This is a genomic window from Coriobacteriia bacterium (genome assembly GCA_041658765.1).
Taxonomy (GTDB): Bacteria; Actinomycetota; Coriobacteriia; order Anaerosomatales; family JBAZZO01; genus JBAZZO01.
In genome coordinates, this window is sequence record JBAZZO010000002.1 from 1 (window position 1) to 17072 (window position 17072).

The following is a 17072-nucleotide window of genomic DNA, read 5'->3' on the forward strand; positions in this document are numbered from 1 at the left end:
TTCTCTGGCATCGAAAGCGGCATCCTCGTGGCCCTTCGCCGGTCGATCCGGCGTGGGCCGGTTCGAGTACCTTTTCTTCTGAGGCATCGAATCGGTTTCGAGTACATTCTTTCTGAGGCAACGCGGGCTCTTGTGCGGGTGAGCGGCGGCTGGTATCGTCGACCCGACCTTTAACACCGGTCCCGTGAGGCCGGCAAGGCGCACCAAGAGCATATAGCGCGACGCACCCCGGCGCACGTCCGCCACGCAGCCCGCGCGACCGCCCCGATGCCTTCTTGCCGGTACTCCCGCAGGAAGGCGTTTTCGTGGGCGCCGGTCTCGGCGCCATGAGGGGAGGACGGCGCGTGACGTATCGAACCAAGGCCCAGGTCATGGATGATGTCGCCATCGACCGGGCGCTCACCCGCATCGCGCACGAGATACTCGAGGCGAACAAGGGCGCGGACAACGTCGCGCTCGTGGGCATCCTCACCCGTGGTGCGCACGTCGCGGCGCGCCTCGCCGAGCGCATCAGCGCCATCGAGGGCGCGCAGGTCCCGGTCGGCAGTCTCGACATCTCGTTCTACCGCGACGACCTTGCCACGCGCCTCAATCCCGAGGTGCACCGCACGGACATCCCGTTCCCGGTGGAGGGGCGCGACGTCGTCCTCGTCGACGATGTCCTCTACACCGGCAGGACGATACGTGCGGCGATGGACGCCATCATGGACTACGGTCGTCCGCGCACCGTCCAGCTCGCCGTACTCGCCGACCGCGGCCATCGCGAGTTGCCCATCAGGGCCGACTACGTCGGGAAGAACGTCCCGACCGCCCGTCGGGAGCGCGTGCGCGTGAGCATCGAGGAGACGGACGGCCACGACGGCGTCGAGATCCTCGCCGAGGACGAGGGGGAGAGGTCCTGATGCTCTCCTCTCGCCACCTGATCAGCATCCGAGACCTGACGCCTGACGATATCCAACTCGTCCTGGACACGGCCGAGTCCTTCGTCGAGGTGAACGAACGCCGCATCAAGAAGCTGCCGACGCTACGCGGCCGCACGGTCATCAACCTCTTCCTCGAGCCCTCGACGCGCACCCGCACGTCGTTCGAGATCGCTGCGAAGAGGCTCTCGGCGGATGCGGTGAACATGAGCGGCTCGGCTTCGGCCACCGTCAAGGGCGAGTCGCTGAGCGACACGGCCAGGACGCTCTCGGCGATGGCGTGCGACCTCATCGTCGTGCGCCACAAGTACGCCGGGGCGCCCGACATGCTCGCGAAGACGATGGACTGCGCCGTCGTCAACGGGGGCGACGGGATGCACGAGCACCCGACGCAGGCGCTGCTCGATCTCTTCACGATCCGGCGGACGCTCGGCAGGCTCGAGGGCCTGCGGGTCGGCATCGTGGGCGACATCGCGCACAGCCGTGTCGCGGGAAGCCTCGTACCGGCTCTGCGTGCGGTCGGCGCCGAGCCGGTCGTCATCGCGCCGCCGACGCTTCTGCCGGCTCGGCCGGACGTGCTCGGGGCCGAGGTCTCACACGACCTCGACGCGACCCTTCCCGGTCTCGACGTCGTCTACCTCCTGAGGGTCCAGATGGAGCGCGCGGAGGGAATGCCCTTCCCTAGTCTGCGCGAGTACGCGCGGCTCTACGGCATGGACGGCGCTCGCCTCACGAAGGCGAAGGCGTCGGCGGTCGTCATGCATCCAGGCCCGATGAACCGCGGGGTCGAGATCTCCGCCGACGTCGCCGACTCGCCGCGCTCGATCGTGCTCGGACAGGTCAACTCGGGCGTGGCCGTCAGGATGGCCGTCATGTACCTGCTGCTGGGAGGAGCCGACGGTGGCGCTGCTGCTTAAGGGTGGACGCGTCGTCGACCCCGGGTCCGGGATCGACGGCATACTCGACGTCATCGTGAGAGACGGACGCATCGTCGAGGTAGGAGAGGGGCTGTCGATCCCGAAGGGGGAGACCATCGACTGCGCCGAGAAGGTCGTCCTTCCCGGTCTCGTCGACGCCCACACACACCTGCGCGAACCCGGGCGCGAGGACGAGGAGACGATCGAGAGCGGGACGCATGCAGCTGCTCGCGGAGGTTTCACGGCCGTGTGCGCGATGCCCAACACCGATCCCGTCTGCGACACCGGGTCGGTCGTGCGGTTCGTCGTCGAACGCGCGGCCGAGCGCGGTGTCGTGCGCGTCTACCCGATCGGGGCGATGACGACCGGTCAGCGTGGTGAGGCGCTCGCGGAGATCGGCGACATGGTGGCCGAAGGAGCCGTCGCGTTCTCGGACGACGGGCACAGCGTGAGCGACGCCGGCATGATGCGACTCGTCATGGACTACGTGAAGCGGTTCTCCCGTCCCGTGGTCTCTCACTGCGAGGACGTCACGCTCGTCGGACGAGGCGTCGTCGACGAGGGCGAGACATCGACGAGGCTCGGCCTTCCGGGTTGGCCCGCTGTCGCCGAGGAGACGGTCGTCGCGCGCGACCTCGCGCTGGCTGAGCTCACGGGCTGTCGCCTGCACCTGGCGCATCTCTCGACGGCAGGGTCCGTGCGCCTCGTGAGGGAGGCCCGCGAGCGCGGTGTCGACGTCACTTGCGAGGTCACGCCCCACCACCTCTTCCTCGACACGACCGCGCTTTCCGGCTACGACACGGACCTGAAGATGAACCCGCCGCTGCGCCCGCCCGCCGATCGCGAGGCGCTGGTCACGGCGTTGCTCGACGGGACGATCGATTGCATCGCGACCGACCATGCGCCGCACGCGGCCCACGAGAAGGAGCGCGAGTTCGAGCTGGCGCCTTTCGGCACGACCGGGCTGGAGACGGCGCTGTCGCTGGTGGTGACGCATCTGGTCGCGCCGGGCCTCGCGGACTGGGCCGATGTTGCGCGATGGCTGTGCCACGGACCGCGACGGGCGCTCGGGCTTCCCGAGATGCGTCTCGAGGCGGGCATGGAGGCCGACATCACGGTCGTCGATCCCGAGGCGCGTATCGAGGTCACCCCCGAGTGGTTCGTCTCGCGTTCGCGCAACTCCGCGTTCCTCGGGGCGAAGCTGCTGGGCAAGGCGAGCGAGGTGCTCGTCTCGGGGCGGTTCGCCCTGCGCAACGGCAAGGTCCCGGCGTGAGCGCCCGGCGCCGCGCGATGCTCGCCCTCGAGGACGGGACGGTCTTCCGCGGATGGTCGTGCGGCGCCGACGTCGAGGCCGCCGGGGAGGTCGTCTTCAACACCTCGATGGCCGGCTACCAGGAGGTCTTCACCGATCCTTCGTACGCGGGGCAGATCGTCACGATGACCTCTCCGCATATCGGCAACTACGGCGTGAACGGGGCGGACATGGAGTCCCGGGGCGTCTTCGCCGCCGGGTTCGTGGTGCGCGAGCTCTCCGAGGTCGCCTCGAACTGGCGCAGCGAGGGGACGTTGCGCGACTTCCTTGTCGAGCACGGCGTGCCCGCGATCGAAGGCGTCGACACCCGTCGGCTCACGCGGCACATCCGCGAGGCGGGCGCGATGCGAGCGGTGCTGTCGACGCTCGACCTCGACGAAGCGAGCCTCGTCGCGATGGCCAAGGCCTCGCCCGGGCTCGTCGGGCGGGACCTCGTCGCCGAGGTCGCCACGACCGCCTCCTACGAGTGGGGCGCGCCGATGCCGCCCGCGGGGGAGGTGCCGGTCGACACGGGAGTGCTTCCGGCGAGGCCGCAGTCGCACGTCGTGGCATACGATTCGGGAGTGAAGTTCAACATCCTGCGGAGACTGGCCGAAGCGGGATGCCGCGTGACGGTCGTCCCGCCGACTACGAGCGCGAGCGACGTGCTCGCCCTCGAGCCCGACGGCGTCTTCCTCACGAACGGCCCCGGTGACCCCGCGGCCGTCGACTATCTCTACGGGAGTCTTCGCGAGTTGCTGGGGAAGCGGCCGGTCTTCGGGATCTGTCTCGGGCACCAGATGCTCGCGCTCGCGGTCGGCGCTCGGACCTTCAAGCTCAAGTACGGGCACAGGGGAGGGAACCAGCCGGTCATGAACCTGCTAACGGGCCGGGTGGAGATCACCAGCCAGAACCACGGATTCTGCGTCGACTTCGGATCCATCGGGCAGCTCGACCCGGAGCTGTCGGGCGGGCTCACGCTCGACGTCGGCGACCTCGGCGCGTGGGTGCGCGCGCGAGTCGCCCCGGTCGTTCGCTCGTCATCCTTCGGACCCGTTCGGCTGACCCACGTGAACCTGAACGACATGACCGTCGAGGGCCTGAGTCTGCTCGAGGTAGCCGCGTCCTCGGTGCAGTACCATCCCGAGGCCGCACCCGGTCCTCACGATGCGCGCTATCTGTTCGACTCGTTCATGCGCCTCATGTCCGAGACGCCCGGCTGCGACGCCACGGCATAGGTCGGAGGGGGACAGGATGCTCACGACGATGCTCGTTCCGGTCGACTTCACGGACGATTCCGCGCTCGTGATCTCGGCGGCGGCGGGCCTGACGGGTCTCGGCGTACGCCGGGTCGTCCTCGTCCACGTGGTCGAGGCTTCCGGCATGGAAGGTCCCGCGATCGCCAAGAAGGTCGACTCGGTGCGCGAGGGCCTGCGCAAGGACGCTGAGCGGCTGCGGGCGTGCGGTCTCGACGTCGAGGTCCGCGTGCCTGCGGGCGATGAGTTCCACGAGCTTCTCGTCCTGGCGTCCGAGCTCCACGCGGACGGGATCCTCTGTGGCAGCCATGGGAAGACGGTCGTCGACCAGCTCGTCGCCGGGTCCGTCCCCGAGCGGATGTTGAGAGACGGCACGATCCCGGGACTCGTCGTCCGGTTCGCGCTCCTGCGTCAAGAGGAAGACCCCGCTGAACCGGTGCGGCGATTCGGGTCGAAGCTGCTCGTGCCGACCGACTTCTCGGCGACCGCCTCTCGGGCATTCTCGACGGTTACCGGCCTTCCGGCGAAGTCGGTGGGCAGCCTCCACCTGCTGCACGTGATCGATTCCGGTCTCACGGGCGAGAAGCTGCGGAAGGCCGAGGACGGTGCGGAGTTCCACCTGCGCAACCTCGCCGCGATGGCGGCGGAGAAGGGCATGGCCGCGACGGTGGCCATCCGTTGCGGAGAGCCCGCCCGCGCGATCCTCGCCGAGATGAACGAGCGGCGGGTGACGGGTGTCGCGGTCGGCACGCGCGGGCGCGCTATCCTCGCCGAGCCCCTTCTCGGGAGCGTCTCGATGACGCTGCTGCGCCAGGCGAGCTGCCCGGTGATGATCGTGCCGTGACGGAAGACGCGAAGGGGTACCATGCCGCGGCGTGACGACATAAAGAGGATCCTGCTCATCGGGAGCGGTCCGATCGTGATCGGGCAGGCCTGCGAGTTCGACTACTCCGGCGCCCAGGCGTGCAAAGTCCTTCGCGAGGACGGTTACGAGGTCGTGCTCGTCAACAGCAACCCCGCTACGATCATGACGGACCCGGAGTTCGCGGACCGCACCTACGTCGAGCCGGTCACTCCCGAGTTCGTCGAGAAGGTGATCGCGCGCGAGCGGCCGGACGCGCTCCTGCCGACCCTCGGGGGCCAGACGGGCCTGAACTGCGCCGTCGCTCTCGCGGAGTCCGGCGTCCTCGAGCGCTACGGGGTCGAGCTCATCGGAGCGAAGCTGGAGGTCATCAAGAAGGGTGAGGACCGGAGACTGTTCGCGGAGGCGATGGCCCGCATCGGTCTCGATGTGCCGCGCGGGGGCTACGCGTATTCCGTGCACGACGCCGAGGGTATCGCCACCGGACTCGGGTTCCCCGTCGTCGTCCGCCCGTCGTTCACGATGGGCGGCGCTGGCGGGGGCATCGCGTACAACATCGAGGAGCTGCGCGAGACGACCGCCGCCGGGATCTCCCTCTCGCCCATCGGCGAGGTCCTGATCGAGCAGAGCGTGCTCGGATGGAAAGAGTACGAGATGGAGGTCATGCGCGATCGCAACGACAACTGCGTGATCGTGTGCTCCATCGAGAACGTCGACGCGATGGGCATCCACACAGGCGATTCCATCACGGTCGCGCCCGCGCAGACACTCACGGACCGCGAGTTCCAGGCCATGCGTGACGCGTCGTTCGCGATCATGCGGGAGATCGGCGTCGAGACGGGCGGCAGCAACGTGCAGTTCGCCGTCGAGCCCGAGACGGGCAGGATGGTCGTCATCGAGATGAACCCTCGTGTGAGCCGCTCGTCGGCGCTGGCGAGCAAGGCGACGGGCTTCCCGATCGCGAAGTTCGCGGCGAAGCTCGCGGTGGGGTACACGCTCGACGAGATCCCGAACGACATCACCCGTGAGACGCCCGCGTGCTTCGAGCCCTCGATCGACTACACGGTCGTCAAGGTGCCGCGGTGGGCCTTCGAGAAGTTCCCGGGCACGGATCCCCGTCTCACGACGAGGATGAAGTCGGTCGGGGAGGTCATGGCGATCGGCCGCACGTTCCGCGAGGCGCTGGGCAAGGCGATGCGCTCGCTCGAGAACGGGCGCCAGGGCCTCGGCCTCGACGGGAAGGACGTCTTCGACGAGACCCACTTCGACCGGATACTCGCCGAGCCCGACGATCGCAGGCTCTTCTACCTGGCGGAGGCTCTTCGCCGCGGCCGCGGCACGCAGGAGCTGCACGACCTCACGCACATCGATCCGTGGTTCATCGACCAGATCGCGCGGACGGTGCGAGTGGAGCGCTCGCTCCAGGGACGCGCGCTGAGCGACCTCGACGCCGAGGACCTGCGCGAGGCGAAGCAGGCCGGTCTCTCGGACCCGCAGGTGGCGCACCTCGTGGGCGCGGACGAGGACGACGTGCGCTCGAGAAGGCTCGACCTCGGGGTGAGGCCTACATTCAAGTCCGTCGACACCTGCGCCGCGGAGTTCGCCGCGTCGACCCCGTACTACTACAAGACGTACGAGGAGGAGGACGAGGTCGCGCCGTCCGAGCGCCCGAAGGCGATGATCCTGGGTGCGGGACCGAACCGCATCGGGCAGGGGATCGAGTTCGACTACTGTTGCGTGCATGCCGCCTACGCCCTCGCCGAGGAGGGCTTCGAGACCATCATGGTCAACTGCAACCCGGAGACGGTCTCGACGGACTACGACACTTCGGACCGGCTCTACTTCGAGCCGCTCACTTTCGAGGATGTCATGGACATCGTCGAAGCGGAGCGTCCCGCCGGCGTGCTCGTCACGTTCGGCGGCCAGACGCCGCTGAAGCTCGCGAGGCGGCTCGAAGCCGCGGGAGTCCCCATCCTCGGGACGAAACCTGAGGCGATCGACCTCGCGGAGGACCGGCGGCGTTTCTCCGAGGTCCTCGACCGCCTCGACATCGCCTACCCGTCGGCGGGGACCGCCAACACGCACGAGGAGGCGGTCGAGGTAGCGCGGCGGATCGGGTTCCCGCTGCTCGTCAGGCCGAGCTACGTGCTCGGAGGACGCGGCATGGTGATCGCGTACAGCGAGGACTACCTCGAGCGGTACATGGCCCAGGCTGCGAGCGTGAGCCCCGACCACCCCGTCCTGCTCGACAAGTTCCTCGAGGGCGCCATCGAGGTCGACGTCGACGCGGTCTGCGACGGCACCGACGTCTACATCGGCGGGGTGATGGAGCACATCGAGGAGGCCGGCATCCACTCCGGAGACTCCGCGTGCTGCATCCCGCCTTTCTCGCTCGGCGAGGACACGGTCGATCTCATCGAGGAGCACACTCGCAGTCTCGCGCTCGAGATCGGGGTCGTCGGTCTCATGAACGTGCAGTTCGCCGTGAAGGACGAGTCGGTCTACGTGCTCGAGGTGAACCCTCGCGCCAGTCGCACGGTCCCCTTCGTGAGCAAGGCCACGGGCGTGCCCTTGGCGAAGGTCGCCGCGCGCGTCATGGCGGGACGCCGTCTCGCCGACCTCGGGCTGCCCGCGTCCGTGCGAGAGCTGGGCCGCTTCTGCGTGAAGGAAGCCGTGATGCCGTTCGGGCGCTTCCCCGGCGCCGACTCCGTCCTCGGTCCGGAGATGAAGTCCACCGGAGAGGTCATGGGGGTCGCGGGAGACTTCCCGGCCGCATACGCCAAATCGCAGCTCGCCATCGAATACTCACTACCCTCCTCGGGGACGGCGTTCGTCTCCGTCTGCGACCGCGACAAGCGCGCGATCGTCTCCGTCGCCCGCCATCTGAACCTGCTCGGCTTCCGTATCCTCTCGACGAAAGGCACGGCCCGCACGCTCAAGGCGGCGGGCGTGCCGGTCACGGAGATCCATAAGGTCCACGAAGGGCGTCCGAACATCGTCGACGCGATCACGAACGGCGAGGTCGACATCGTCGTGAACACGCCTTTCGGACAGGAGACGCGCTCCGACGGCTACCAGATCCGCGCCGCGGCGATCCGTCACGGCGTGAGCAACATCACGACGATGTCCGCCGCCCAGGCTGTCGTCCAGGCCATCGAGGCGATCAAGGAAGGAAGGCTCGACGTCGTCGCGCTCCAGGACTTCGAGGCGGGGGAGGTCGCGGGATGACGCGCCCGGCGCGCGAGACGGCGAACGCGGTCATCGAGATCGTCGAGGTCGTAGGCAACGACCGGGTCGCGGCCGGCGTCGGTCTCGTCGCGCTGCACGCGCCGAGAGTCGCCGCCACGGCGCTTCCCGGGCAGTTCGTACACCTGCGCATCGCAAGAGGCGCCGATTTCATCCTGCGGCGGCCGTTCTCCGTGCATCGGGTCGAAGGCGAACGCATCGAGTTGCTCTACCAGGTCGTAGGGAAGGGTACCCTCGCGCTCGCCGAGAAGCGCCGCGGGGAATTGATGGACGTCATCGGGCCGCTGGGCACGGGATTCGTCGTCCCCGAGGGCACGGCACACGCTCTCGTGGTCGCCGGCGGCCTCGGCGCTGCTCCCCTGGGGATGCTGGTCGAGGACCTCGCCGCGCGCGGCGTGGCGACCAGCGTCGCGCAGGGGGCGCCGACGAGCGAGCGCCTCGTGGCCAGCGGCACGTTCGAGCGCTTGGCGCGCAGGGTCGCCTTCGCGACCGATGACGGTTCGCGCGGCCACGCCGGCCGGGTCACCGACCTGGTCCCGGCCCTTCTCGAGGAGGACTCCCCGAGCGTGGTGTATGCGTGCGGTCCGTCGGCGATGTCGGCGAAGGTCGCGGCGCTGGCCGCCGAGGCGGGCGTGACTTGCCAGGTGTCGCTCGAGAGACTGATGGCGTGTGGGGTCGGAGCCTGTCTGTCTTGTGTCGTGACGACGAAGAACGGAAGCGCGTGCGCTTGCTGCGACGGTCCGGTCTTCGATGCTAGTGAGGTGGTCTGGGATGAAGCGTGAGTCCGCCGGCGAAGCCGTCGACCTTCGAGTCGACATCGCGGGACTCGTGTTGCGCAATCCGGTGATGACCGCCTCCGGAACGTTCGCCGCGGGTCGCGAGTATGCGCCGCTGGTCGACCTTCGTCGGCTCGGCGCAGTCGTGACGAAGGGAGTGAGCCTCGATCCCTGGCCCGGCAACCCGGGACCCAGGATCGCGGAGACCGCTTCGGGGATGCTCAACAGCATCGGTCTCGAGAATCCCGGAGTGGAGACGTTCGTCGCGCGCGACCTCACATGGCTCGCCGGGCAGGACGTGCCGGTCATCGTGAACGTCGTCGGTCACACGCCCGAGGAGTACGCCGCGGTCGCTGCCAGGCTCGACGGGGAAGATGCGGTCGCCGCCATCGAGGTCAACATCTCGTGCCCGAACGTCGACCGCGGCGGGATGGCTTTCGGCACAGACCCGACGAGCGCTGCGGAGGTCACCCACGCGGTGCGCGCCGCGACCGGCAAGCCGGTCATCGTCAAGCTGAGTCCGAACGTCACCGATCCCGTCGAGATCGCCCGGGCGGTCGTGGACGCCGGAGCCGATGCCGTGAGCCTGATCAACACGCTTCTGGGCATGGCGATCGACATCGAGACCTGTCGCCCCCGGCTCGCGCGCGTCGTCGGCGGTCTCTCCGGTCCTGCCGTCAAGCCCGTGGCGCTGCGTATGGTCTGGCAGGTCGCGAACGCGTTGGACGTCCCGGTCATCGGTATGGGCGGCATATCCGAACCGGAGGATGCCGTGGAGTTCCTGCTGGCCGGTGCGAGCGCCGTGGCGGTGGGCACCGCGACGTTCGTCGACCCGACCACGGCGCTGCGCGTCGTCGATGGTGTGCGCGACTACTGCCGGCGTCGCGGGGTCTCCCGCGTCGCGGACCTCGTCGGGGCGGTGCGGACGTGAGCCCGGTCCCGCGCGACAACGTCATCGTCGCTCTCGACACGGCCGACGCGACCCAGGCGCTCGCACTCGCCCGCACGCTGCACGGGCATGCGCGTTGGGTCAAGGTCGGCATGACGCTGTACTACGCCGAGGGCCCCGGAGTCGTGGGCGAACTGCGCGACCTTGGATTCGAGGTCTTCGTAGACCTGAAGCTCCACGACATCCCGCACCAGGTGGCGGGAGCCGCCGCGGTGCTCGCTCGCCTCGGCGCCGGGATGCTCACGGTGCACGCTTCCGGGGGCCGCGCCGTGGTCTCCGCCGCAGTCGACGCCGCGCGGGCGTCGGCGGAAGAGGTGGGACTCGCGTACCCCGCGGTGCTCGCCGTCACCGTGCTCACGAGCATCGATACCGATGCGCTGCGTGCGCTGGGGGTGGCCGCCTCTCCGAAGGAGCAGGTGGAGCGCCTGGCGACCGTCGCCATCGAGTCCGGCGCCGACGGCGTGGTGTGCTCTCCCCTGGAGGCGTCGGCCGTCCGGGAGCTGCTCGGCCCGAACGCGCTCGTAGTGACGCCGGGCGTGCGCCCCGCCTGGTCCGACCACGGTGACCAGGCGCGGGTCGCCTCGCCTGCGGAGGCGTTCGCGTGGGGCGCTTCGCACGTCGTCGTCGGCCGGCCCGTCACCGGGGCCGCCGATCCAGCAGCCGCCTTCGAGCGGCTCGTCGCCGAGGAGGCTTGAGTGGAGGAGATGACCCAAGACGAGGTGTTGGATGCGTTCAGGTCCGCGGGCGCCGTCCTGCGCGGGCATTTCAGGCTCACATCGGGTCGACACTCCGACACATATCTGCAATGCGCGCGCGTCCTGGAGGATCCAGGGCTCACGACCCGGTTCGCGCGCGCCATCGCGGGCCGTGTGATGGACAAGGACATAGACCTCGTCGCGTCTCCCGCGATCGGCGGCATCATCATCGGTTTCGCCGTCGCGCAAGCCCTGGGGGTGAAGTTCATCTTCAGCGAACGGCAGGAAGGGTGCATGACCTTCCGCAGGTCGTTCCACGTGCCTTCCGGTGCTCGAGTGCTCGTCGTGGAAGACGTGGTCACGACGGGAGGATCCGTCGCCGAGGTGGTGGGACTCGTGCGAGATGCGGGTGCGGTCCCGGTCGCCGTGGCGGCGCTCGTCGACCGCGGCGGAGCGAAGGCGTTCGACGTGCCTCTGGAGGCTCTACTTGCCCTCGAGGTCGAGTCTTGGGAACCGGGATCCTGTGGCCTGTGCGCGGCCGGCGAGGGCCTCGACTCGCCGGGGAGTCGGAGACTTTCTTTGTAGGGGTTGGCATTCCTACAGGTCAGGGGTAGTATCAGGCTGCTGGTGAGGGGTGCGACGCCTCCGGGCGCGCACGGTGGGGGAGGATGACTCCGCCCGGAGAGACGAGGAGGAACAGATGGCTCTGCCGAACCTGTCAGAAGCAGATCGCAAGGCCGCACTCAAGAAGGCGGCTGAGGCCCGTCAGAAGAGGGCCGAGTTGCGCGGCAAGATCAAGGCCGGCAAGGTCTCGTTCGCCGAGGTCATGAAGAAGGCGGACGATCCGATCGTCGCACGCATGAAGGTGACCACGCTGCTCGAGAGCCTTCCCGGGTTCGGCAAGGCGAAGGCCGCGAAGGTCATGGACGAACTCGAGATCTCCGTGAGCCGTCGCGTTCAGGGCCTCGGCGCGCGCCAGCGCGAGGAGCTCATGAAGCGGCTCGGCTGACGGTCGGAAGCACGGTCCATGAGAGGGAAGCTCTTCATCATCTCGGGACCGTCAGGTGCGGGTAAAGGGACCCTGGTCAAGAAGTTGCTTGCCAGGGTCCCTGAGCTTTCCCTCTCGGTCTCCGCGACCACGCGCACACCCCGGCCCGGCGAGGTCGACGGGGTCGACTACCGCTTCCTCGCACCGGGCGAGTTCGACGCGCGCGTGGGATCGGGGGACTTCCTCGAGTGGGCCGAGGTCCACGGGAACCGGTACGGGACCCTGCGCTCCGCCGTCGAGGGCGAACTCGCGCTCGGCAAGACGGTGATCCTCGAGATCGATCCGCAGGGCGCGTTCCAGGTCAGTGAGCGGATGCCCGAGGCGGTGACGGTCTTCATCGTCGCTCCTTCCCGCGAGGAACTGGCGAGAAGGATCCGGCAACGGGGAGCCGAGACGGAAGACCAGGTGGCGACGCGTCTCGAGACCGCCGAGCGCGAGCTGTCGCTTGTGGGTACGTACGACTATGTGGTAATGAATGACGATGTCCTTCAGGCTCTGCGCCGGCTTGAGGAGATAGTCGTATCGCCGTGACGGCGCGACACGTGCAAGGAAGGACCGACACCTCACATGGTCATCAAGCCTGACATAGACCTGCTGCTCGAGAAGGTCGACTCGAAGTACACGCTGTGTACCGTCTCGGCGAAGCGCGCGCGCCAGATCAACGACATGATCCACGGCGTCCGCGACCAGGCGCTGCTCACCATGCAGGCGCCGCAGCTCGTCTCCATCACGTCGACGAAGCCGCTGACGCTCGCGCTCGAGGAGATCGCCGACGGCGACGTCTCGTACGAGCGCGTCAAGGAAAGCATCAAGTAGGAGCGGAGACGCGCCGATGTTCGAGCGCGCCCTGCTCGTCCACTACCACGAGATCGGTCTGAAGGGGCGCAACCGCGCCGTCTTCGAGCGTCGGTTGTTGGAGAACATCCGCTTCGCCCTTGAAGACCTCCCGTTGCCCGAGCCGATCCGCATCGCCAGCCGCGTTCTCGTTCCCGCCGGCGACGCCGGGGGCTCCGAGCGTGCCCAGGCCCTCGAGCGGGTCGCGCGGCAGCCGGGTGTCACCAGCGTCGGCGACGCCTACGTGACCAGCCGCGATGTCGGCGAAATAGGCCGCGCTGCGCTGATCGCCCTCGGCGAGGCCGCGGACGGCAGCTTCAAGGTGGAGGCTCGCCGTTCCGCGACGGCCCAAGGACTCTCCGGCACCGAGATGAACGTCGAGGTCGGCGCGTACCTCGTCGAGAAGACCGGTCGTCGCGTCGACCTCTCGCGCCCGGACGCGATCGTGCGCGTCGAGGTCGTCCAGGGCGAGGCGTACGTCTTCTCCCGGCGCGTCGAAGGGGTGGGCGGACTGCCCACGGGCGTCTCCGGCCATGTCGTCGCGCTGCTGTCGGCGGGGATCGACTCGCCGGTGGCGGCCTGGCGCGCCATCAAGCGCGGAGCCGTCGTGACCGCGCTCCATCTCTCGGGCGAGCCCCACACGGACGGCCACTCCGCGCGCATCGCCGGCGACCTCTGCGAGCGGCTCGGACTCTACGGTGGTCTCGCCGCTCTGCAGGTGGTGCGCTTCGGAGACCTCCAGAAGGAGATATCGCTGTTCGCGCCGCCCGATCTCCGCGTCCTGCTCTACCGCAGGCTCATGCTGCGCATCGCCGAGGAGGTCGCGCGCGAGGTGGGCGCGTTGGCGCTGGTGACCGGCGAGAGCCTCGGGCAGGTGGCCTCGCAGACGCTCGAGAACATCGCCGCCGTCGACGCGGCGGCGACCATCGCCGTCCTGCGTCCGCTGATCGGCATGGACAAGAACGAGATCATCACGCGGGCGCGGACTATCGGCACGTACGACATGTCGATCGAGCCTCACACCGACTGCTGCACGCTGTTCATGCCGCGCAGGCCTGCCACGCACGCGACGATCGCCGAGCTCGACGAGGCCGAGCGAGGGCTCGATGTGTCGCGCATGGTCGCGGACGCGATGGGTTCGCGCACGACGCGGACGTACCGTTGCGCGGCGATGCGAGGGAGCGCGAGGTGACGCGCCTGCTCGTGCTCGAGCCGTACTTCGGCGGCTCCCATCGCGCCGTCCTCGAAGGCCTGCTCGCGCGCCTTCCCTGGGAGAGCGATCTGCTCACATTGCCCGCGCGCAAGTGGAAGTGGCGCATGCGCGGCTCCGCGATCACGATGGCGGACGAAGCACGCCGCCTGCATGGGGAGGGAGCGCGCTGGGACCTCGTCCTCGCCTCGACGTTCGTGAACCTGGCGGAGTTCAAGGGGCTCGCGGGCGAAGCGGTGGCGGGAGTTCCCGCCGTCGTCTACTTCCACGAGAACCAGCTGACGTATCCGACGCGCCACGACGCCGAGTGGGACTTCCAGTTCCCGCTCACGAACCTGACTTCGGCGCTCGCGGCCGATGCGTGCCTCTTCAACTCGAGATGGAATCTCGAGGGGTTCCTGGCCGAGACTCCGGGGTTCCTGCGGTCCTTCCCCGACCACGTCCCCTCGCGCGTCGCCGAGCGCATAGCGGAGAAGTCCGAGGTCCTGGCCCCGCCCTTCGATCCCGCCCCGTTCGACGCGGCGCCCGTGGAGCGCGGAGAGCGCGTGCGGATCGTCTGGCCGCACCGCTGGGAGCACGACAAGGACCCGGACGCTTTCTTCCGTGCCGTCGGCGCGCTCGCGGCGGAGGGGCTCGACTTCGAGGTCGCCGTCGCCGGGCAGGAGTTCGCGGACCGTCCGGCGGTCTTCGACGAGGCGCGAGGGATCCTCGGCGACCGGCTGGTCATGCTCGGGCGTCCGGACGGCGCCGACGCGTACGCGCGGCTTCTGGCCTCGTGCGACGTGGCGGTCTCCACGGCGCGCAACGAGTTCTTCGGCCTCGCGATGATCGAGGCCGCCTACGCCGGCTGTCGTCCTCTCGTGCCCGAGCGTCTTGCGTATCCCGAGGTGTATCCTGCGGATATGCGCTACGCGGACGATGGGGCGCTCGTGACGCGACTGCGCGAGCTCGTGCGCGAGAGACCGGCGCCGGGCGAGGCGCGGGCCGTCGCCGAGGAGTACACGTTCGACCGTCTCGTTCCGCGCTACCGTGCGGTCTTCGAGCGGGTGATGGAGAGGGGAAGGCATTGGAGCAGCTAGCGGAGCTGATGAACGTCTCCGTCGGTATCGCTTGGGCGGTCGCCGCGCTCGTCGTGGTGCAGCTGACGCTGCAGGTCGTCGTGCTCGTCGACCTCGCAAGACGCCCGGCTGACCGTCTGAACGGTTCGAGATGGCTGTGGGCGACCGTCGTGGTGCTCGGCGAGATCGTCGGCGCCGTGATCTACCTGGCCATCGCGCGCCGTCCTGCTCCGGCTGTGGAAGGGGAGCGGAACCTGCCCGCCGGCGATCGCGCCGCAGCCGCGGCGGACCTGCTCTACGGTCCCGCGGAGAAGCGATGACGGCCGCCGTCGAGTGCACCGGCCTCGTCAAGACGTTCAAAGGGTTCCGGGCGCTGGACAGGGTGGACCTTCGAGTCGAGCAGGGCTCGGTCTTCGGTTTCCTCGGCCCCAATGGCGCGGGCAAGACCACCACCCTGCGCATCCTTACCGGACTCGCGCGTGCGACTTCGGGCAGGGTGCGGGTGTTCGGGCGTGACGTGGCGCGGGCGGGCAACGAGTCCAGGGCGGAGATCGGCTTCCTGCCGGACGTGCCCGGCTTCTACGAGTGGATGAGCGCCGAGGAGTTCCTCCGCTTCGCGGGCTCGCTCTTCGGTCTGCGCGGCAAGACGCTCGACGACCGTGTCGGCTCGCTGCTCGACCTCGCGGGCCTCGCGGACGTCTCCACGCGCGTCGGAGGATTCTCGCGCGGCATGAAGCAACGCCTCGGTATAGCGCAGGCGCTGATCAACGCTCCGCGGTTGCTCATGCTCGACGAGCCCACCAGCGCGCTCGATCCCATCGGGCGCAAGGAGGTCCTCGAGATGGTGGCTGCGCTGCGCGGTCGGACGACGGTGTTCTTCTCGACGCACATCCTCGCCGATGTGGAGCGCGTCTGCGACACGGTGGCCGTGCTCGACCGCGGTCGGGTCGTCGCGTGCGCGCCGATGGACGAGTTGCGGGCGCGCCACGGCCAGCGGCACATCACGCTCGAGGTCGACGGCGATGTGGAGCGCGTCGTCGCGGACCTGCGCGCGCAGGCTTGGGCGTCGAGCGTCGAGGTGGACGCCTCGGGGTCGCTGCATCTCACGGTCACCGACCTCGAAGCGGCGCAGCGCGGTCTGCCGGCGGTGCTCGCCGCGGCGGGCGTGGGCATCGTGAGCCTCGAGAGCGGTGAGGTCTCTCTCGAAGAGGTCTTCGTCGACCTGGTGGGGGAGAGGTCGCGATGAGAGGGTTCACCGCGTTCCTCCGCAAGGAGTTCGTCGAGATCGCGCGGACCTGGCGCATCTGGGTGCTGCCGGGGATGGTGCTCTTCTTCGCGCTGAGCGGGCCGGTGCTGGCGAAACTGACGCCGCAGCTGATCGCGTCCATGTCGACGCCCGGGCTCACCATCACGATGCCCGACCCGACGTGGCACGACGCCTACGCGCAGTGGACGAAGAACCTCGGCCAGATCGTGGCGATCGCGGCCGTCGTCATCTTCGGCGGTCTCATCTCATCGGAGAAGAGGGCGGGGACGGTCGCGCTCGTGCTCACGAAACCGGTCTCGCGCGCGGGATTCGTCCTCGCGAAGGTCGTGTCGCAAGGGGTCCTCCTCGTCGGGACGGTCTGCGCCGGCGCCGCCATCACGTGGGGAGTGACGCTCGGTGTCTTCGGCACGGCGCCGCCCGGCGACCTCGTCCGAGCCACCGCGGTGTGGCTCGCCTTCGGCCTGATGCTCCTCGGTGTCATGACGCTGATCTCGACGGTGGTGGACTCGCAGGCGGGAGCGGCCGGTCTCGGGCTAGGGGTCTTCCTCGTGCTGTCCGTGCTCACCGCGTGGGGGCCGACGTTGCGCCGCAGCCCGGCGGGGCTCGTCGTCGCGCCGTCCGAGATCGTCGCCGGGAAAGACCCCGCGCTGCTGTGGCCGGTCGCGACCGCGCTCCTGCTCGGCGCGGCGTGCGTCGCGCTGGCGGTCGCCGTCTTCCGGCGTCAGGAGCTGTAGAGCGCGGCG

At 69.0% G+C, this 17072-nt stretch carries 19 protein-coding genes; 18 read left to right on the forward strand and 1 reads right to left on the reverse strand.

Annotated elements, in window-relative coordinates; translation table 11 throughout:
• On the reverse strand, window positions 1–204 hold a 204-nt coding region (locus tag WC971_01350), incomplete at its 3' end, for a hypothetical protein (protein ID MFA5843458.1).
• Window positions 205–326: 122 nt separating this feature from the next.
• Here WC971_01350 and pyrR point away from each other — a divergent pair.
• The 18 genes from pyrR to WC971_01440 all read left to right on the forward strand — a co-directional run bounded on the left by pyrR (window position 327) and on the right by WC971_01440 (window position 17063).
• On the forward strand, window positions 327–902 hold the full coding sequence (pyrR, locus tag WC971_01355; GenBank protein MFA5843459.1) for a bifunctional pyr operon transcriptional regulator/uracil phosphoribosyltransferase PyrR: 576 nt from the start codon (window positions 327–329) through the stop codon (window positions 900–902).
• Window positions 902–1837: an aspartate carbamoyltransferase catalytic subunit gene (locus tag WC971_01360; protein MFA5843460.1), complete on the forward strand. Its 936-nt coding sequence runs from the start codon at window positions 902–904 to the stop codon at window positions 1835–1837. Before pyrR ends, WC971_01360 begins: the two co-directional genes overlap by 1 nt.
• Window positions 1821–3110: a dihydroorotase gene (locus WC971_01365; protein MFA5843461.1), complete on the forward strand. Its 1290-nt coding sequence runs from the start codon at window positions 1821–1823 to the stop codon at window positions 3108–3110. The genes WC971_01360 and WC971_01365 overlap by 17 nt, the downstream gene beginning before the upstream one ends.
• Window positions 3107–4366: a glutamine-hydrolyzing carbamoyl-phosphate synthase small subunit gene (gene carA / locus WC971_01370; GenBank protein ID MFA5843462.1), complete on the forward strand. Its 1260-nt coding sequence runs from the start codon at window positions 3107–3109 to the stop codon at window positions 4364–4366. The genes WC971_01365 and carA overlap by 4 nt, the downstream gene beginning before the upstream one ends.
• A 16-nt stretch (window positions 4367–4382) precedes the next feature.
• Window positions 4383–5228 carry a universal stress protein gene (locus tag WC971_01375; GenBank protein MFA5843463.1) on the forward strand — a complete coding sequence of 282 codons (846 nt, stop codon included), beginning with the start codon at window positions 4383–4385 and terminating at the stop codon, window positions 5226–5228.
• 21 nt (window positions 5229–5249) lie between these two features.
• Window positions 5250–8474 carry a carbamoyl-phosphate synthase large subunit gene (gene carB / locus WC971_01380; GenBank protein MFA5843464.1) on the forward strand — a complete coding sequence of 1075 codons (3225 nt, stop codon included), beginning with the start codon at window positions 5250–5252 and terminating at the stop codon, window positions 8472–8474.
• Window positions 8471–9274, forward strand: coding sequence for a dihydroorotate dehydrogenase electron transfer subunit (locus WC971_01385; protein MFA5843465.1), 804 nt, complete (start codon window positions 8471–8473; stop codon window positions 9272–9274). The genes carB and WC971_01385 overlap by 4 nt, the downstream gene beginning before the upstream one ends.
• A complete protein-coding gene (locus WC971_01390) occupies window positions 9264–10199 on the forward strand; it encodes a dihydroorotate dehydrogenase (protein MFA5843466.1) in 936 nt (311 codons plus the stop codon). Before WC971_01385 ends, WC971_01390 begins: the two co-directional genes overlap by 11 nt.
• Window positions 10196–10912 carry an orotidine-5'-phosphate decarboxylase gene (gene pyrF / locus WC971_01395; protein MFA5843467.1) on the forward strand — a complete coding sequence of 239 codons (717 nt, stop codon included), beginning with the start codon at window positions 10196–10198 and terminating at the stop codon, window positions 10910–10912. The genes WC971_01390 and pyrF overlap by 4 nt, the downstream gene beginning before the upstream one ends.
• A 9-nt stretch (window positions 10913–10921) precedes the next feature.
• Window positions 10922–11497 (forward strand): orotate phosphoribosyltransferase, encoded by a 576-nt coding sequence (pyrE, locus tag WC971_01400; protein MFA5843468.1) that lies wholly within the window; start codon window positions 10922–10924, stop codon window positions 11495–11497.
• Window positions 11498–11612: 115 nt separating this feature from the next.
• Entirely contained in the window at window positions 11613–11921 is a 309-nt protein-coding gene (mihF, locus tag WC971_01405) for an integration host factor, actinobacterial type (protein ID MFA5843469.1), read from the forward strand.
• Between the two features lie 18 nt (window positions 11922–11939).
• Window positions 11940–12491: a guanylate kinase gene (gmk, locus tag WC971_01410; protein ID MFA5843470.1), complete on the forward strand. Its 552-nt coding sequence runs from the start codon at window positions 11940–11942 to the stop codon at window positions 12489–12491.
• Between the two features lie 36 nt (window positions 12492–12527).
• Window positions 12528–12776 carry a DNA-directed RNA polymerase subunit omega gene (gene rpoZ, locus WC971_01415; GenBank protein MFA5843471.1) on the forward strand — a complete coding sequence of 83 codons (249 nt, stop codon included), beginning with the start codon at window positions 12528–12530 and terminating at the stop codon, window positions 12774–12776.
• 16 nt (window positions 12777–12792) lie between these two features.
• Window positions 12793–13986: a tRNA uracil 4-sulfurtransferase ThiI gene (thiI, locus tag WC971_01420; protein MFA5843472.1), complete on the forward strand. Its 1194-nt coding sequence runs from the start codon at window positions 12793–12795 to the stop codon at window positions 13984–13986.
• Window positions 13983–15083 carry a DUF3524 domain-containing protein gene (locus WC971_01425; protein MFA5843473.1) on the forward strand — a complete coding sequence of 367 codons (1101 nt, stop codon included), beginning with the start codon at window positions 13983–13985 and terminating at the stop codon, window positions 15081–15083. Before thiI ends, WC971_01425 begins: the two co-directional genes overlap by 4 nt.
• On the forward strand, window positions 15071–15382 hold the full coding sequence (locus WC971_01430) for a PLDc N-terminal domain-containing protein (GenBank protein MFA5843474.1): 312 nt from the start codon (window positions 15071–15073) through the stop codon (window positions 15380–15382). Before WC971_01425 ends, WC971_01430 begins: the two co-directional genes overlap by 13 nt.
• Entirely contained in the window at window positions 15379–16308 is a 930-nt protein-coding gene (locus WC971_01435) for an ABC transporter ATP-binding protein (GenBank protein ID MFA5843475.1), read from the forward strand. Before WC971_01430 ends, WC971_01435 begins: the two co-directional genes overlap by 4 nt.
• Complete coding sequence (locus tag WC971_01440; protein ID MFA5843476.1) at window positions 16305–17063, forward strand: ABC transporter permease subunit; 759 nt, start codon at window positions 16305–16307, stop codon at window positions 17061–17063. The genes WC971_01435 and WC971_01440 overlap by 4 nt, the downstream gene beginning before the upstream one ends.
• The last annotated feature ends 9 nt before the right edge of the window (window positions 17064–17072 follow it).

Bases quoted from the DNA above. Each gene is read 5' to 3' on its own strand.
- thiI (MFA5843472.1), top strand. From the start codon at position 12,793: ATGTTCGAGCGCGCCCTGCTCGTCCACTACCACGAGATCGGTCTGAAG.
- carB (MFA5843464.1), top strand. From the start codon at position 5,250: ATGCCGCGGCGTGACGACATAAAGAGGATCCTGCTCATCGGGAGCGGT.
- WC971_01375 (MFA5843463.1), top strand. From the start codon at position 4,383: ATGCTCACGACGATGCTCGTTCCGGTCGACTTCACGGACGATTCCGCG.
- rpoZ (MFA5843471.1), top strand. From the start codon at position 12,528: ATGGTCATCAAGCCTGACATAGACCTGCTGCTCGAGAAGGTCGACTCG.
- mihF (MFA5843469.1), top strand. From the start codon at position 11,613: ATGGCTCTGCCGAACCTGTCAGAAGCAGATCGCAAGGCCGCACTCAAG.
- pyrR (MFA5843459.1), top strand. From the start codon at position 327: ATGAGGGGAGGACGGCGCGTGACGTATCGAACCAAGGCCCAGGTCATG.
- WC971_01385 (MFA5843465.1), top strand. From the start codon at position 8,471: ATGACGCGCCCGGCGCGCGAGACGGCGAACGCGGTCATCGAGATCGTC.
- WC971_01440 (MFA5843476.1), top strand. From the start codon at position 16,305: ATGAGAGGGTTCACCGCGTTCCTCCGCAAGGAGTTCGTCGAGATCGCG.
- WC971_01390 (MFA5843466.1), top strand. From the start codon at position 9,264: ATGAAGCGTGAGTCCGCCGGCGAAGCCGTCGACCTTCGAGTCGACATC.
- WC971_01360 (MFA5843460.1), top strand. From the start codon at position 902: ATGCTCTCCTCTCGCCACCTGATCAGCATCCGAGACCTGACGCCTGAC.
- pyrE (MFA5843468.1), top strand. From the start codon at position 10,922: ATGACCCAAGACGAGGTGTTGGATGCGTTCAGGTCCGCGGGCGCCGTC.
- WC971_01435 (MFA5843475.1), top strand. From the start codon at position 15,379: ATGACGGCCGCCGTCGAGTGCACCGGCCTCGTCAAGACGTTCAAAGGG.
- gmk (MFA5843470.1), top strand. From the start codon at position 11,940: ATGAGAGGGAAGCTCTTCATCATCTCGGGACCGTCAGGTGCGGGTAAA.